Below are 15,039 nucleotides of genomic sequence, written 5' to 3' on the forward strand. Positions count from 1 at the left end.
CGTCGCCAAGCTGAATATCGGATGACATTGCCGCACGTCGCGCGCCGCCACATATTTGCCGTGCGCACTCTTTACCAATAGCGGGCCTCGTGCAGGGTCGAGTCAATCCGCTGTGCGATAATCGGAGCCATGTCGAAAAGTGAATCCTCCTCTTCTCACGGCCGTCTTATCGCGGTCGTCGTCGCGGCCGCGCTGGTCATCGTCTTGGCGTTGCTCTCGGCGTTCATCTGGCCCGGCTGGGCTTTGAACAAGACGAGTGTCTCCGCCGCGAGTCCAAAGAGCACCGAGGCTCCGACGACGCCAAGCATCAAGGCGAAGCCGCTGCCAGGGGACGCGAGCCAACTGCTGAAGGCCATGCCCGACAGCGTGCTGAACTTCGCGCGAACCGAAGCCGTGCCCAGTGCGAGCTGGACCGGCGCCTCGCCTATCGAGGAGTACACGCTGACCTATTCGACGGGCAACGTGGCGCAGGATATCAGGGTCATCGTGGCGCAGTGGTCGGGCGCTGATGGCGCCAAGGGCCAATACGACGCGCTGGCGGCGGCCATGACCGGCCAGGAGCTTGGCACGGGCAGCGTGAAGGTCTCCGGCAATGTCACCGGCAGCTACTCGGTCAAGGCCGATTCTGCCAATGCGAAGAACGCCGTGGCGCTCTGGCAGAATGACACCGTGGTGTTCCAAGCCGTCGGGCCGAAGGATTCGGTCGAGCGCTTCTACCAGAAATTCCCGCTGTGACCGCTGTGACCGCTTGATTGCTGTGACCGTTGCGGACAGGCTGCTGCGGCTGCCATATCCGCGCATTCGTGTGCGTCTCGGGCGCACGAATGGCATGACTGAGGAATCGCGCACCACACGGGGTGCCAAAGTCGCCCAAGCAGTGTAGTATTGGGCAAGTTGCACACTTATAGTCAAGGATTGGAGGCTTCAGATGGGTTCCGTCATCAAGAAGCGCCGCAAGCGGATGAGCAAGAAGAAGCACCGCAAAATGCTGCGTAAGACTCGTCACCAGCGTAAGTAGTAGTACGCTGCGTACGCTTGCGATAGCGTAACCCCTCAAGCCGCATGGCCTACTCCGATAATCTGCTGTTAGCAGCCGAGTGGCCACAACAGTCACATGGGGATAGGGCCTGAATCCGATTCGCTCGGATTCAGGCCCTTTCGCTTTCACCGGAATTATCGTTCCTTCTGGCGCATCCGTCGTTGGTGTGCCATCATAGGGGTATGGCACAGATAAATTTGGGGGGAGACCCCGTACAGACCATTGGCACGCTTCCTGAAACCGGCTCCACGCTGCCGGTTTTCACCCTTGTTGACACGGAACTCGGTAAGGTCGATTCCGCGTCCTTCGCGGGCAAGAAGATTGTCCTCAACATCTTCCCGTCGATCGATACCGACGTCTGCTCCGCATCCGTGCGGCGCTTCAATACCATCGCCGACGAGCTTGACGATACTGTGGTGGTGTGCGTGTCGAAGGATCTGCCCTTCGCGCAGGCCCGTTTCTGCGGTGCCGAAGGCATCAAGAACGTGGTCGTCGCCTCCGCATTCCGCTCGTCGTTCGGCGAGGACTATGGCGTGACTATGACGGACGGCGCACTCGAAGGACTGCTGTCCCGCTCCATCGTGGTCGCCGACCGCGACGGCAAAGTGGCTTATACCCAGCAGGTGCCCGAAATCCACGACGAACCCGACTATGACGCTGCGCGCGCTGCGGTGACCGCGCTGGACTGAGCTGAACTACGTGGGATTGCACGCACTGCGCTGGTGACGGCGCGGTGCGACACTGAGCTTCGCGAATCGTATATATGCACAAAGGCGGCTGCCTTCCTGATGAATAGGAAGGCAGCCGCCTTTGCTATGCCTGTTATGCCCGGTATCTCTGTCGTATGCTGCTCCAGAATTGCTGGCTTATCAAGTCACCGGAACTCCAAGTCACTGGAGCCGTGTGAGCAGCATCATGCATCTATGCGCCGGTATTCACGCATTGCCTTTTCGCGCGGCGCTACTGCGGGTTTGCGCCTACTTATTGGCGTTGGTCAGCACGCGGGGACCGTTGGGGTCGCCGACGATGACCTGATCGACCATATTGAGGAACAGCCCGTGCTCGACCACGCCGACCGTCGTGATGAGGTCCTCGGCCAGGTCCTCCGGGTGCTCGATGCGTTCGAGATGCAGGTCGACCACGTAGTTGTTCTCGTCGGTGCGCACCGGCTTGCCGTCGGCGTCCAGCCGCAGCACCGGCTTGTAGCCCTTGGCTTCGAAGCGCCTGACGACCTGCCCTGCGCCGAAGGGGATGACCTCGACCGGCAGCGGGAACTTGCCGATGGTGTCCACGACCTTGGATTCGTCGACGATCCACACGATCTTGTTGGAGTTCGTCGCTACGATCTTCTCCCACAGCAGCGCCGCGCCGCCGCCTTTGATGCCGTTGAAGTTCTTGTCGACCTCGTCGGCGCCGTCAATGGTGACGTCGATATGATCCACGTCATCGATGTTGACGATGCGGATGCCGTAGCCCTCTGCCTGCTCCTGCGTGCGGCGCGAGGTGGTGACCCCGGTGAACTCGAGCCCCTCCTCCTCGACGCGGCGGCCAAGCTCGTCCACGAGGAATCGCACGGTCGAGCCGGTTCCCAGTCCGGCGATCATGCCATTGTCGATCAGTTTGGCTGCTTCGATGCCGGCTGCCTTCTTGAGCGCATCCTGCTGTGCCTTGTCCATAATGCTCCTTCGGTGGAAACGTAACTTCGTGAAGTCTGGTCAGAAGTCGGTTCCATCCTATCCGCTGCGCCGTTAAATGCATAGTTCGGCACAGGTGGCTTGTCACATATCGACCGCGAACGGCGCATTACGTAGCACAATGGTGCCATCGCCTTCGACATATCCTTCGACGGTGACGGTGCCTCGGATGAAGCGCGCTCGGCCGTCGTAGGTCGCGCTGCTCGACGGCGGGGGAGTGAAGCGCAGCGTGCCGGAAAGCGTCAGACCTGTGGGCTGATTGTGGTTCGCCGAGATGGCTGGTGCGTCTGCTTGCGGTGCAGGCTCGTCGGCATGTGCCGTATGCGAGACGTGCTCGTCGACGTGAGCTTCCGCCGCACCATCGTCTGCTGCATTGGTATCGACCCAGTCATTATCTGCCGAATCGATGCTGTGAGCGTGGTCTTGATTAGCGTTTGCGACTGTGCTTGTTGGCGTGTTGGTTGGCGATTCCACGGTCTGTGCTGGGCTGCTATTTCCCTTCTTGCCATTTGCCTTCTGGGCGTGTGACGGCAAGTCCGGTACCCCTTCGGACTCGGCAAGCAGCTCTTCCAGTGATGGTTTATGGCGCGAGGATGTGGAGGCAGAGGTGGGGACGGTGGCGGAGACGGTTTCGTGCCGGCTGCCGTCGTCATTGTTCTCGGAGTATCCATCACCATTTGCGGATGATGTCATGCCGCGCCCCAGATGATATTCCTCGGAGGTGATCTTGCCATCCAGCAGCATCTGCGCATCGGCAGGGATATCGACGCCTTTGGCGTAGTCGGAGGCCAGCAGCGACTGCCAGCCCTCCAAAGGCAAGTAGCCGTCCTTGACCCCGCTGCGGGCGTCGCCGGAATACGTGTGCGCTAGGTCATCGACTTTTTCGTTGCCTGCGTTGCCGGCATGACCCTTGACCCACTTGAAGCGTACGGAGCCGGAGCGCTTGGACAGTTCGGCGTCGATGGCCTTGATGAGCGGCGCGTTTTTCACCGGTTTCTTCTGCGAGTTCTTCCAGCCGTTCTTCTTCCAGCCATGCACCCACTTGGTCGAGCAATTGATGGCATACTGCGAGTCGGTTTCGATCACAAGGTCTTCGGAACCGGGGTGAGCGCGCAGCGCTTCCAAAACCGCGCACAGCTCGCCAATCTGGTTGGTGCCATTCGTTGCGCCGCCCGCATCGCAGTCGCCATCGTGCCGGTGCTCGTCGCCAAGAGCCGGGTCCGTGTTGTGGTCGGCCCACGCCCAGCCCATAGGGCCGTTGGGGTTGCCGAGTGCGCTGCCATCGGTTGATACGGTGATTGTCATTGTGCACTCCAATGTCCGGCAACCCCAACGGCCCCTTCGCAGCCTTGGCGGCTGCTCACTTCGCTTACAGACAGTCCACTGGACTGTCTGCTTAACAGCTCAGCGTCAAGGTTGCCGAGTGCGCTGCCATCGGTCGATACGGTGATTGTCATGCAGACCACAGTACGAGTGACGGGGGAAAACCGAGGATTGTGGTCTGCCGCAGAAATATACACAAACAAGTTTGATTAAACCACAGGCCAGCATTTATATAGTATTATTTTATATAATTATATATTTTCGAATAACTAAAGTGTATATTCTTGTATATATCACATATAAAAATGTATACTATATAAAGTTATATAGATATAAAGTATATATAAGTGGAGAAAGTCCTAGGGAAAGTAGACAAGTAAAGGGAGGTTATCGTGCTTGAACTTGAGCTGAGAAATCTCGTGGAAGAGGTCCAGGAGAGACATGCGGAGTCGCAGATGATCGAACTGAAGGCGGCGCATGAAGGTTGCCCTACGCGGTTGTATGACACCTTGTCGAGTTTCTCGAATCAGAATGACGGCGGGATTCTCCTGTTCGGTATCGATGAAAGCCGAGGCTTCGAAGTCGTTGGGGTCTATGATGTGCAGGATCTGATGAAGCATGTGGGGGAGCAGTGCAACCAGATGCATCCGAAGGTGCGTGCCGTATTCACTGATTGCAGCATAGCTGGCAGGCATGTGGTCAGCGCTGAAATACCGGCGCAGGATGTCGCGGATCGGCCGTGCTTCTACGAGGGGAGAGGTCGATATAAAGGCTCGTATGTGCGTGTGGGGGATGCCGACGAACTGATGACCGAATACGAGATATATAGCTACGAGGCGTTTCGCAGAAAGTATGAGGACGAGCTTCGTGTCGTCGAACGTGCCGAAATAGAGGATCTGGATCGCGACAGCCTGCTGCGCTATGAGCTGGCTCTGAAAGAGGGTCGGCCCCATTTGGCTGGTCTGAGCGAGGCGAAAATTCTCGACTTGATGAGCGTCGTGCGCGAAGGGAAGCCCACGCTTGCTGGCGTCATACTGTTCTCTTTGTATCCGCAGGCCTTCTTCCCGCAGCTTGGCATCATCGCGACGCGCATTCCCGGTGTACGGGCCGGAGATGTCGGCACAGACGCGGAGCGTTTCATCGATAATGCCCGCTTGGAAGGGACGCTTGGCGACCAGTTGAGTGGGGCCGTCGCCTTTGTGCGTAAAAACATACGTGTCACTACGAAGATATCGGAGAGCACAGGCGAAAGGACCGATGTGCCGCAGTATCCGATTGAGGCGGTCAGAGAGCTGATCCTCAACGCGCTCATCCACCGTGACTACAGCATTCATACGCAGGGCATGCCGATCCAGTTGCAGATTTTCGACGACCGGCTGACTGTCACCAACCCTGGTGGGTTGTATGGCCGTTTGTCTGTTGACCAATTGGGCAAGATTCAGCCGGACACACGCAATCCCGTTATTGCGAATGCGATGGAAATACTGGGATTGACGGAAAACCGCTATTCGGGAATACCGACGGTGCGGCGGCTGACTGCCGAGCATGGGTTGCCTGATCCTGTTTTCGAGAATGCGCGGGGTGAGTTCCGAGCCACGCTTCGACTGAAAACGAGTGAGAAGACCACTGCGGTGGATGTGCACGATACGACGAGCACTGTGAAACGAAAGCGAATGCTGAAGAGCGAGCGGCGAAGCGCTCTCCTTGAGTTTTGCCGCATTCCTCGTACGCGCCAGGAAATTACTGATTTCCTTGCACTGGCAGGAGTCCCATATACGATGAACAACTATGTGCTGCCGTTGGTAGCAGAGGGACGGCTACGGCTTGGCGTTCCCGATAAGCCGCGAAGCAGGCACCAAACTTACCAGACGGTATAACGTTGTCTTTTGCCCGCTAACGCGACCCTAACGTATGAAACGTAACGGAATTGACCTTCAAAACGTCGCTTTTTGCACGTCAGCTTCGTCTTACCGTACAAAAAGCGACGCTAGCGGCTGTCGAAACATTACTTTTCATACGTCGGCGCTGCGCGTTTACCATTTGTATACGTTCGTGCACAATGGGAAAAGTATACGAATATACACATTTATCGAGGGCGAGACTTTCCTCATGCGAATCAGAACCATGTACGACGCAGGTTTGGTCTTTCAGTCAAGGCGAGAAAAAATCGGTTTGACGCAGCAGCAGCTCGCCGACAAGGCGCGGGTGTCGCGTAGCTGGCTGGCAAAGGTGGGAACGGGGAAGGCCTCATTTGATTTCCGCAAGGTGCTGATGGTCTCCCAAGTCTTGGGAATGCACGTGGAGATTAACGATGACTGAGCGCATGCTGAAGGTCTTGATGGATGGAGTCTTAATCGGAGCCTTGCGTATGAGTGCTGCAATGCCCATGAAAAATGCTGCCCGCCGCTACATTGGAGTGCGCAACACTTCCAATAGGTTGTGTTGTAGCGGCAGACAGCACGTCAGAATAACCGATCGCAAGGGTTTTCTTGACAGTTATGGATGAATCAGGCACCCAGAACCGCCAAGATGTCCATAATGGCGAAGTCGTTGGGAATGTCGTAAGCAGCTCATAGCAATGAAGCTATGCGCAACAGCCCGCAACAACGAAATCCCACAGGCTCAGCTCACTATCAGAGATTTTTTGCCTCTTCCGCGCTCATGCCGAGCACGACAGGGGTCGACTTGTAACCGACACCCATGCGGTCGATACCCATGTCAATCAGTTCGTAGAAATGTTCCTTGGTGCGGATGGCGCCGGAACCTTTCACCTTGATTTGCCCGTCTGCAGCATCCTGCATGGCTTTGACGACCTCGACTGTTGCGCCGACGCTTTTGCCGCCTGTGAAGAAGCCAGTTGATGATTTGATGAAATCGGCACCTGCCTCGACGGCGCAGCGTGTGCCGTCCTTGATCTGATCGATCGTCAGGGAGTCGGTCTCGATGATAACCTTCACGTTGGTGCCATGCGTATGGCAGACTTCGACCACTGGCTTGAGGTCTTCGACGACTTCGCTGTGCAGCCCGGAACGCAGCCAGCCGTAGTTAGCTACGATATCGAGGTCTTCGATGTCATACTGTGCGCAGTATTCCTCGGCCAGGAGTGCCTTGCCGTGCGTCGTAGCCAGACCGAACGGGAAGTCGCATACGACACACAGGCCGGTGTCGGTACCCTTGATCATCGGTGCCACGATAGCCATCGATGAAGGATTGATACAGATGGTCTTGCATCCGTAATCAATGCCTTCCTGAGTCCACTTCTTGATTTCGGCAACCGTAAATTCCGGCTTCAGCACAGATTGATCGATATAGCGGGCAAGCTCCCGCTCGGACATCTGAGCAGCTTTCTTCGTGGTTTCCATCATTGGTTCCTTTCGTGTAATTCGGTCGATTTCAGACATTGAAATCAGTACATTTGTATGTAATGTACCGCTCTTTTGAGCTATTTAAAGGATAGAATACGTTGTGCAGGAAAATTCTGTATTCGATTCAGTAAACTTATTTGTACGGTACATATAGAGCAAATATGTCGTATGATGATGTTCTGTGAACAACATCGCCGCCGCATTTCAAGAACCGCTGGACTCGACTTCCGACGAACCGCTGTATGCTCAGCTTGAACGCCGCATCCTACAGCTCATCGCGACAGGAGCCCTTGACGAAAACGTGCCGCTTCCCACGGAAGAGAGTCTGGTGAAGACTTTCGGGCTGTCGCGTGCGACGGTGAGGCGGTGCTTCAAGGATCTTGTGGACGCTGGCCATGTGCGACGGCGCCGGGGCTTGGGAACATTCGTATCACGCCAGTCAGGGCAGGCGAGCATCACCAGGTCGCTGAACTTCTCTTCCGAGATTAGAGCTTTGAAGATGACGCCTTCGTCTCGGGTGCTGGAATTTCGTACCATCAAGTCATCGGCGTCAATCGCTCAGAACCTGCATATTGCCAAAGGCGCGAATGTATGGCGGATACGACGCGTTCGTTTGGCAGACGGCAGTCCTGTGCTGTTGACTACTTCTTTTGTTCCCACGCTGCTATGCCCGAAACTCAGCGAGCAGGATCTCGAGCACTCGCTATATTCGCGAATCACCGAGCAATCCAATGCCTTGCCAGCGCGATGCGAGGAAATCTACGACGCGGTCTGTCTGGACGAGACCGAGGCGCAGCAGCTCGATGTACCGATAGGCTCGCCGGCCTTCCGCATACACCGGGCTTCGATGGACACCAGAAACCGGGTGTTCGAGATATCAATCATCATCGAGCCAGCCTCCAAACATCGATTCAAAGTTTCGACTGACAGCGACGAGGTCCATTTCGAGAAGATATTCGACATGGGCTGAGAATCTATGCTGCTGATTCTGGTGTGGCTTCTTTGCAGCAGTCGTTGCGCTTACGCGAATTGAGGGTTCGCCGCACGAGGCACGCTGATGCCGGATCGTTTTATGCATTGCGCAGCACGCAGCACTGCGCTGGGAACATCGATATGCGCGATGTAATTCTTGCCGTTCGGTCCGTATCCATTGGGGCTGTCGACCAGCCGCTCAATTTCCCCTAATAACAGTTCCGCGTATTTGGACATATTCCACATTCCCGGAATGGCCTGAGTGAAGGTGAGCCCACTTGCATCGGGCAAATCTGCGTTGGGGGAACTCGCCTTGGGAATATCTACGCTAGAGACGTCCATGCTGCAAATGCCTGCACGAGGAATGTCCGCATCAGGAATGGTGTTCTGCCCAATTACAGTCGCCTCGTATGCGGCGTAATTCACTATCGCGGCATCGGGCGCAAATTTCTTCATTCCGGCAGCCATCCTGCGCTGCATGGTGGCATCTTGGACCAGAATCATGGAATCGTGCGCGACGTGCTCGCGTTCCAACAAATCAAGCAGATATGTGATGTTATTGCCGCAATTCGTCGATTCGATTTCCAACCAATCGGCATGTATGCCGTATCGCTGACTGAGATAATTCTGAAATATTCGAGCCTCAGGCAATCTGTCCGTTTCGACGTGAGGAAAGAGTTCGCGCATGGTCGCTCGCAGGGCCTCGGTCGTATGCCCTGCGCCGCCGACGATAATGTAGTTGCGCGCCATATGCTTCGTGATACCTTCGGCAAGCACGTCGCCGCCTACGACGATGCTGCCGCCGAATAGCACCATGATGTCGGCCTGATCGAAGCCAAAAGCAGTGTGAAGTTGCGTATGTGAAAGCCTGTCGATATCGCGAGGCCCACAAAAACGGCTGAGTGTGTTCATTGCCTGGTCCAAGGTGAATGTGTCGTATGACGCTGCCATGTCATCAGGGTAAATCAAACCGGCGCGAGTCGCCTTCTGTCCGCTGATTTCTACCGTACAAAGGCTATGTTGATGCGTCGTTTATACGTCACAATTCCCGCATGATAGTGAGGGGTATGCGGGAGTTGTGATGTTTGACGGCGGGGAGACGTCACGATTCCCGCATGATTACGAGGCTTGCGCGGGAATTGCGCCGTTTGAACGGGTTTATACGTCACAACGCCCGCACTGGGGCCGTATTAGTGCGGGAATTGTGACGTATGAGGAGAGTAAAACGGCAGAGCGTGTGGGGCGGGGGATGAGCAGAGGAACGAGCGGAAGGATTGGAAGGAATGCAAGGAGCAAGGGTACAAATTGCAAAAAGAGGCGGTGTGGCTGTCGAGAGTGACAGTCACACCGCCTCTTTGCCGAGAAGGTTAACTTCTTCGCGACCTTGGCGGTCGCTCACCTCGGAACCGCAATTAAGGGGCTTCGCCATTTGCATTTGCTGCGCCGCTCGATACGGAGCGGCTTCGCCCTCGGCTATTCGACGGCGCACTATGCCGCCTCTTAACGCCTCGGCTACGGAAAGCCCACAGGGCTTTCCGCTTTACGGCTCAGCAGCTAGCAGTTACGCAAGCGCCTTGTCCACGACCACGGTGGCCTCTTCGAGGACCTTGTCGAGTGCCTCGGGGGATTCGAAGGACTCGGCGTAGACCTTGTAGATGTTCTCGGTGCCGGAGGGGCGGGCGGCGAACCAGTTGTCCTTGGTCGTGACCTTGAGGCCGCCGATGGGGGCGTTGTTGCCAGACGCTACAGTCAGTTTGGCGGTGATGTCCTCGCCGGCCAGCGTGGTGGCGGTCACGTCATCGCCGTTGAGACCTGCGAACTTCTGCTTCTGCTCAAGCGTGGTCGGCGTGTCGACGCGCTTGTACCAGCTTTCGCCGAAGCGCTCGACCTGCGCCTGATGCAGCTGCGCCGGGTTCTTGCCGGTGCGCGCGGTGATTTCGGCCGCCAACAGGTCCGGAATAAGCCCGTCCTTGTCGGTCGTCCACACGTGGCCGTCCTTGCGCAGGAAGCTCATGCCGGAGCTCTCCTCGCCGCCGAAGGCGACTTCGCCGGAGAACAGCGGATCCACGAACCACTTGAAGCCGACCGGCACTTCGACCAGCTTTGCGCCGATCGACGCGGCGACGCGGTCGATGAGGCTCGACGAGACCAGAGTCTTGCCGATGCCGGCGCCCTTGGGCCAGTCCGGGCGATTGCCGCTGAACAGGTACTCGACGCAGACGGCGATGTAGTGGTTCGGGTTCATGACGCCCCAGTTCGGGCACACGATGCCGTGGCGGTCCGCATCTGGGTCGGTGCCGCCGACCAGATCGTACTTGTCCCACGCGCCGGCGTTCAGCTCGTCCACCAGGCCCTTCATGGCATAGGGGGAGCTGGGGTCGATGCGGATCTTGCCGTCGTGGTCGATGGTCATGAAGCGCCAGGTCGGGTCGACCTCGGGGCGGATCACGCCGATGTTCAGATCGTATTTTTCGTTGATAAGCGGCCAGTAGTTCACCGAAGCGCCGCCCAGCGGGTCGATGCCCAGGCGCACGCCGGAGGAGCGAATCACATCGAAGTCGATGACATCGCCCAGGTCGGACACATAGTGATCGCGGTAATCGAAACGCTCGACCAGATCGGAAGCGATGGCCTGCTCGTACGGCACGCGCTTGACCGACTGGTAGTCGCCCAGCAGCTCGTTGGCGCGGTTGGCGATGCGCTCGGTCACGTCGGCCGGAGCAGGGCCGCCGGTGACGGGATCGTACTTGAAGCCGCCGTCGGTGGGCGGGTTGTGCGACGGGGTGACGACGATGCCATCAGCCAGGCCTTCGCCGGTGAAGCGCTGCGTGCCGTCCTGCGCACGATTGTGGGTCAGAATGGCCTGCGAGATCACCGGGGTCGGCACGACGTCGTCGCGTGAGTCGATGCGCACATGCACGCCGTTGGCGACCAGCACTTCGATAGCGGTTTTCTGCGCCGGGTCGGAAAGCGCATGCGTGTCGCGGCCGATGTACAGCGGTCCGGTGACGCCGGCGGCCTTGCGGTATTCGGCGATGGCCTGGGAGATGGCAACGATATGGGCTTCGTTGAAGGAGGTCTTCAGCGAGGAGCCGCGGTGCCCGGAGGTGCCGAAGGAGACACGCTGCTCGGGGTTCGCGGGGTCGGGGATGCAGTCGTAATACTTGCCGACGACTTCATCAACATTGATTAGATCAGCTGGGGTGGCGGGCATGCCCGCATTTTTTGCAACCATGCCACCATTGTGCCACGACGCCGCGCCTTATTGGGAACAATTGCAGATAATTAAGCGTCGCGTATCCTGATTTTCGCCTTCCCGACACTCGTGTGACATCCTTATGACGTCCTTACTTCCCGCGACATGCAAACGCTTTGACTTCTTGCGACCGAGGTCGTACGCTGGTGTCGATTTAATTGCAGGGTTGCAAGTCGCAATGAAGACGCAAGACCTGAGATAGCGGAGGCATACGTGCCGCATATCTCAGGTCTTTAGTTGTTACGGCCCTTGCACTGCAAGCAAGTCAAGGTCTATAGACAAGAGAAAAGGAGGCAATGATGGCTAACTCAACACGAGCGTCGGAGATCATCTCCGCAATCGGCGGCGCGGACAACGTAAAGACGCTGACGCACTGCGCCACACGACTGCGTTTCGAGCTGTTCGATGCCGGCAAGGTCGATCAGAAGCGCATGGAGAGCATCAAGGGCGTGCTAGGAGCGGTTCCGCAGGCCGGTGATCGCTATCAGGTCGTCATTGGTGGCGCAGTGGCCACGGTGTACGAAGAGGTTATCGCGCTGCCGGAGATGGCAGGACGCGCCCAAGGCACCGTCGAGGCCGATGAAAGCATGTCGAATGCCGACGTCAAGGCCGAAGCCCATGCCAAGGGCAAGAGCAAGAACGGATGGGTGAACTCCTTCTTCGAGTATCTGGCCGATTCCTTCCGCCCGATCCTCGGCGTGCTGCTCGGCGCGTCGCTGATCATCGCATTGGTGAACCTGCTCATCTCGATTCACGTCATCAGCGGGTCCGAGGCTACTACGGGCCTGGTGTTCGTGGAGGCTATCTGGAAGGGTGTGTTCTACTTCCTGCCCATCATGATCGCCTACAACGCATCCAAGAAGCTCAAGGTCGATCCTTGGCTCGGCGGTGCCATCATGGGCATGCTCATGACCCCGCAGTTCATGAGCATGTTCGATGAGAAGGGCCACGGCGTCGGTCTCAAGGCCGTTTCGGCTATTCGCGGCGTGGACCTTACGTCTCTGCAGGGATGGCATGACGCCGTCACCTGCGTGCCGAACCAGGCGCTGGGCACTCAGATGTGCACGGCCAAGGTCTTCGGCCTGCCGATGGTGCTCAACGACTACAGCGGCAACGTGTTCGTCCCGCTGCTCATGGCTGCCGTGCTGGCGCTGGTCTACAAGGGCCTGAACAAGATCATCCCCGAGAGCGTGCAGATCGTCTTCGTGCCCTTCCTGTGCATGGTGATCGTCGGTGCGCTGACCGCGTACCTCATCGGCCCGCTTGGCGTCTTCGCTGGCAACTACCTCGGCATCGGTCTGGCATTCCTGAACAAGTACGTGCCATTCGTGCTCGCAATCATCATCCCGATGCTCTATCCGTTCCTCGTGCCGCTCGGCCTGCATTGGCCGCTGAACGCCCTGATGCTGCTGAACCTCAACACGCTCGGCTACGATTTCATCCAGGGCCCGATGGGCACATGGAACTTCGCATGCTTCGGCGCCACCGCCGGTGTGCTGTACCTCTCCATCCGCGACAAGGACAAGGAAATGCGCGAGGTCTCCCTCGGCGCACTGCTCGCCGGCCTGCTTGGCGGCGTGTCCGAACCTAGCCTCTACGGCATCCATCTTCGCTTCAAGAAGATCTACAGCCGCATGCTCCCCGGCTGCGCGGCCGGCGGCGTGACCATCGCCATCCTCGGCTGGCTCTTCCCCTCCGTTGTCAAGGGCGCTGCAGTCCACGGCGTGACCGCGAACGCCTTCGCCTTCACCTCGCTGCTGACCATCCCGATCTTCAGCCAGGTCTGGGTCTATGCGGTTTCCATCGCAGTGGCGTTCTTCGTCGCGATGTTCGGCATCATCATCTTCGATTACCGTACTCCTGAGCAGAAGGAAGCCCTCAAGGCCACCTTGGCTGCTGAGGCTGCCGGAGAGGGCTCCGTCGCTGCTGCCGCTCCGGCTCCGGCTGTCGCTGCTGCTCCTGCCGTCGCGACTGCGGCTGCAACCTCCACTGCAACCGCGGTGAAGACGACTGTCGTTGGCTCCCCGGTCGCAGGCCATGTCATCTCCTTGGATGACGCTGGCGATCCGGTGTTCGCGTCCAGGGCCCTTGGCGAAGGCGTCGGCGTGCAGCCGGCGGCCTCGACCATCGTCGCCCCGGTGTCGGGCACGCTGCAGACTGTGGCCGAGACCGGCCACGCCTTCGGCATCGCAACCGCTGATGGCGTCGAGGTGCTGGTGCACGTCGGCATCGATACGGTCAAGATGAACGGTGACGGATTCAACGTCGCCGTAGCGAAGGGCCAGAGCGTTAACGCGGGCGATACGTTGGCGACCGTGGACTTTGATAAGGTCACGAAGGCAGGATTCAGCACCACGACGCTCGTCACCGTGCTGAACACCGCTGAACTCGGCAGCGTCACCCCGCAGCCGGGCAAGGACGTCCAAGCGGGCGATCCTGTGCTGGATATCGTGCGCTAACACGCACAGCGGTTGGAAGGAAGGTCCTTGGAGATACTTCGCGTGTTCAACAACAACGTCGTCCTTGCCAAACGTGGCGACGGCGTGGTGATCCTCACCGGTCGGGGACTGGGCTTCAAAGCCCACCCCGGACAGCGGATCGACAACGCGAAAGTGACCAGGACCTTCGTTCCCTCCGACGGGCGCGATCCGGACCATCTCGCAGAGCTGCTCTCCGAGATTCCGCCCGAAGTCATACATCTGGTCACCGATGCCATGACCGCCGTCGGCCTCGCCGAGCAATGCGAGACCCAGCCGACGCTGGTCATGGCCTTGGCCGACCATGTGGCATATGCGCTGCGTCGCGCCCACGACGGCACCAGCGTCGCCTATCCGCTGCAAGCCGAGGTGCGTTCGCTCTACGTGCGCGAATATACGCTGGGCGAGCGGCTGCTGGCCGAACTCAACGAGCATCTGGGCGATGCGCTGCCTCAGGAAGAGGCCGTGGCGTTCGCGATGCATCTGGTCAACGCCGGATTCTCGACAGGCGATCTGTCCTATACCTACAAGATGACCGGCGTCATCCAGCAGATTCTTTCCATAGTCGAACAGACCTATGGCATCACCATCGACCAGCACAGCGTGAGTGTTGGCCGTTTCATTACGCATCTACGATATCTTTTTGTGCGCATCAGCCAGAATCGGCAGCTCGCCAACGAGCCGACGCCGATCGTCACCTCAATCCGCCAGGCGTATTCGGATGCGGCTGCCTGCGCGTGGAGAATCGCCGCGGTTATCGAATTACGGCTGAATGCAGGGCTTACCGACGATGAAGTCGCATATTTGACCCTGCATGTGGCCCGCGTCGCGGCCGATGTGAGCTGACTTGCGTGCTGCTGGCTAGCACGCACCGATTGCGTGCAACCGGATAGTCTTCTCGTACTGTCCACGC

General features: G+C 58.2%; 13 protein-coding genes. 8 read left to right on the forward strand and 5 right to left on the reverse strand.

All coding sequences use genetic code 11. The features are described 5' to 3' along the window. The first annotated feature begins 129 nt into the window (after positions 1-129). The 3 genes from LKK40_RS06760 to tpx all read left to right on the forward strand — a co-directional run bounded on the left by LKK40_RS06760 (position 130) and on the right by tpx (position 1,728). Positions 130-735 (forward strand): hypothetical protein, encoded by a 606-nt coding sequence (locus tag LKK40_RS06760; RefSeq protein ID WP_304309993.1) that lies wholly within the window; start codon positions 130-132, stop codon positions 733-735. Between the two features lie 193 nt (positions 736-928). Then, positions 929-1,018: a 30S ribosomal protein bS22 gene (locus LKK40_RS06765; protein ID WP_003817716.1), complete on the forward strand. Its 90-nt coding sequence runs from the start codon at positions 929-931 to the stop codon at positions 1,016-1,018. Positions 1,019-1,221: 203 nt separating this feature from the next. Continuing rightward, positions 1,222-1,728, forward strand: coding sequence for a thiol peroxidase (gene tpx / locus LKK40_RS06770; protein WP_304309994.1), 507 nt, complete (start codon positions 1,222-1,224; stop codon positions 1,726-1,728). A 288-nt stretch (positions 1,729-2,016) separates the two neighbouring features. Here tpx and rpiA read toward each other — a convergent pair whose 3' ends face one another. Further along, positions 2,017-2,715, reverse strand: a complete 699-nt coding sequence (gene rpiA, locus LKK40_RS06775; protein WP_304309995.1) for a ribose-5-phosphate isomerase RpiA — start codon at positions 2,713-2,715, stop codon at positions 2,017-2,019. Positions 2,716-2,817: 102 nt separating this feature from the next. After that, complete coding sequence (locus LKK40_RS06780; RefSeq protein ID WP_304309996.1) at positions 2,818-4,038, reverse strand: ribonuclease H family protein; 1,221 nt, start codon at positions 4,036-4,038, stop codon at positions 2,818-2,820. A 410-nt stretch (positions 4,039-4,448) separates the two neighbouring features. Between LKK40_RS06780 and LKK40_RS06785 the strand changes: the two genes are divergently transcribed. Continuing rightward, complete coding sequence (locus LKK40_RS06785) at positions 4,449-5,933, forward strand: ATP-binding protein (protein ID WP_304309997.1); 1,485 nt, start codon at positions 4,449-4,451, stop codon at positions 5,931-5,933. Between the two features lie 232 nt (positions 5,934-6,165). Next, on the forward strand, positions 6,166-6,375 hold the full coding sequence (locus LKK40_RS06790; protein WP_304309998.1) for a helix-turn-helix domain-containing protein: 210 nt from the start codon (positions 6,166-6,168) through the stop codon (positions 6,373-6,375). Positions 6,376-6,689: 314 nt separating this feature from the next. Here the strand turns inward: LKK40_RS06790 and deoC are convergent, their stop codons facing one another. After that, a complete protein-coding gene (gene deoC, locus LKK40_RS06795) occupies positions 6,690-7,421 on the reverse strand; it encodes a deoxyribose-phosphate aldolase (RefSeq protein WP_273194004.1) in 732 nt (243 codons plus the stop codon). A gap of 181 nt (positions 7,422-7,602) precedes the next feature. Here deoC and LKK40_RS06800 point away from each other — a divergent pair, with 181 nt between their 5' ends. After that, complete coding sequence (locus LKK40_RS06800; RefSeq protein WP_304309999.1) at positions 7,603-8,391, forward strand: GntR family transcriptional regulator; 789 nt, start codon at positions 7,603-7,605, stop codon at positions 8,389-8,391. A gap of 50 nt (positions 8,392-8,441) precedes the next feature. Here LKK40_RS06800 and LKK40_RS06805 read toward each other — a convergent pair whose 3' ends face one another. Beyond that, positions 8,442-9,317 carry an ElyC/SanA/YdcF family protein gene (locus LKK40_RS06805; RefSeq protein ID WP_304310000.1) on the reverse strand — a complete coding sequence of 292 codons (876 nt, stop codon included), beginning with the start codon at positions 9,315-9,317 and terminating at the stop codon, positions 8,442-8,444. Positions 9,318-9,954: 637 nt separating this feature from the next. Continuing rightward, the gene (pgm, locus tag LKK40_RS06810; protein WP_304310001.1) at positions 9,955-11,628 is read right to left on the reverse strand and encodes a phosphoglucomutase (alpha-D-glucose-1,6-bisphosphate-dependent); all 1,674 of its coding nucleotides are present in this window, start codon (positions 11,626-11,628) and stop codon (positions 9,955-9,957) included. A gap of 320 nt (positions 11,629-11,948) precedes the next feature. Here pgm and LKK40_RS06815 point away from each other — a divergent pair, with 320 nt between their 5' ends. Together LKK40_RS06815 and LKK40_RS06820 are read left to right on the forward strand one after the other, a co-directional pair. Then, a complete protein-coding gene (locus LKK40_RS06815) occupies positions 11,949-14,108 on the forward strand; it encodes a glucose PTS transporter subunit IIA (protein WP_304310002.1) in 2,160 nt (719 codons plus the stop codon). Between the two features lie 27 nt (positions 14,109-14,135). Then, positions 14,136-14,972: a PRD domain-containing protein gene (locus LKK40_RS06820; RefSeq protein ID WP_273293863.1), complete on the forward strand. Its 837-nt coding sequence runs from the start codon at positions 14,136-14,138 to the stop codon at positions 14,970-14,972. Positions 14,973-15,039: the final 67 nt, after the last annotated feature.

This window comes from Bifidobacterium tibiigranuli, assembly GCF_022655035.1.
Classification (GTDB): domain Bacteria; phylum Actinomycetota; class Actinomycetes; order Actinomycetales; family Bifidobacteriaceae; genus Bifidobacterium; species Bifidobacterium tibiigranuli_A.

Bases quoted from the DNA above. Each gene is read 5' to 3' on its own strand.
- LKK40_RS06760 (WP_304309993.1), top strand. From the start codon at position 130: ATGTCGAAAAGTGAATCCTCCTCTTCTCACGGCCGTCTTATCGCGGTC.
- LKK40_RS06765 (WP_003817716.1), top strand. From the start codon at position 929: ATGGGTTCCGTCATCAAGAAGCGCCGCAAGCGGATGAGCAAGAAGAAG.
- tpx (WP_304309994.1), top strand. From the start codon at position 1,222: ATGGCACAGATAAATTTGGGGGGAGACCCCGTACAGACCATTGGCACG.
- rpiA (WP_304309995.1), bottom strand. From the start codon at position 2,715: ATGGACAAGGCACAGCAGGATGCGCTCAAGAAGGCAGCCGGCATCGAA.
- LKK40_RS06780 (WP_304309996.1), bottom strand. From the start codon at position 4,038: ATGACAATCACCGTATCAACCGATGGCAGCGCACTCGGCAACCCCAAC.
- LKK40_RS06790 (WP_304309998.1), top strand. From the start codon at position 6,166: ATGCGAATCAGAACCATGTACGACGCAGGTTTGGTCTTTCAGTCAAGG.
- deoC (WP_273194004.1), bottom strand. From the start codon at position 7,421: ATGATGGAAACCACGAAGAAAGCTGCTCAGATGTCCGAGCGGGAGCTT.
- pgm (WP_304310001.1), bottom strand. From the start codon at position 11,628: ATGGTTGCAAAAAATGCGGGCATGCCCGCCACCCCAGCTGATCTAATC.
- LKK40_RS06815 (WP_304310002.1), top strand. From the start codon at position 11,949: ATGGCTAACTCAACACGAGCGTCGGAGATCATCTCCGCAATCGGCGGC.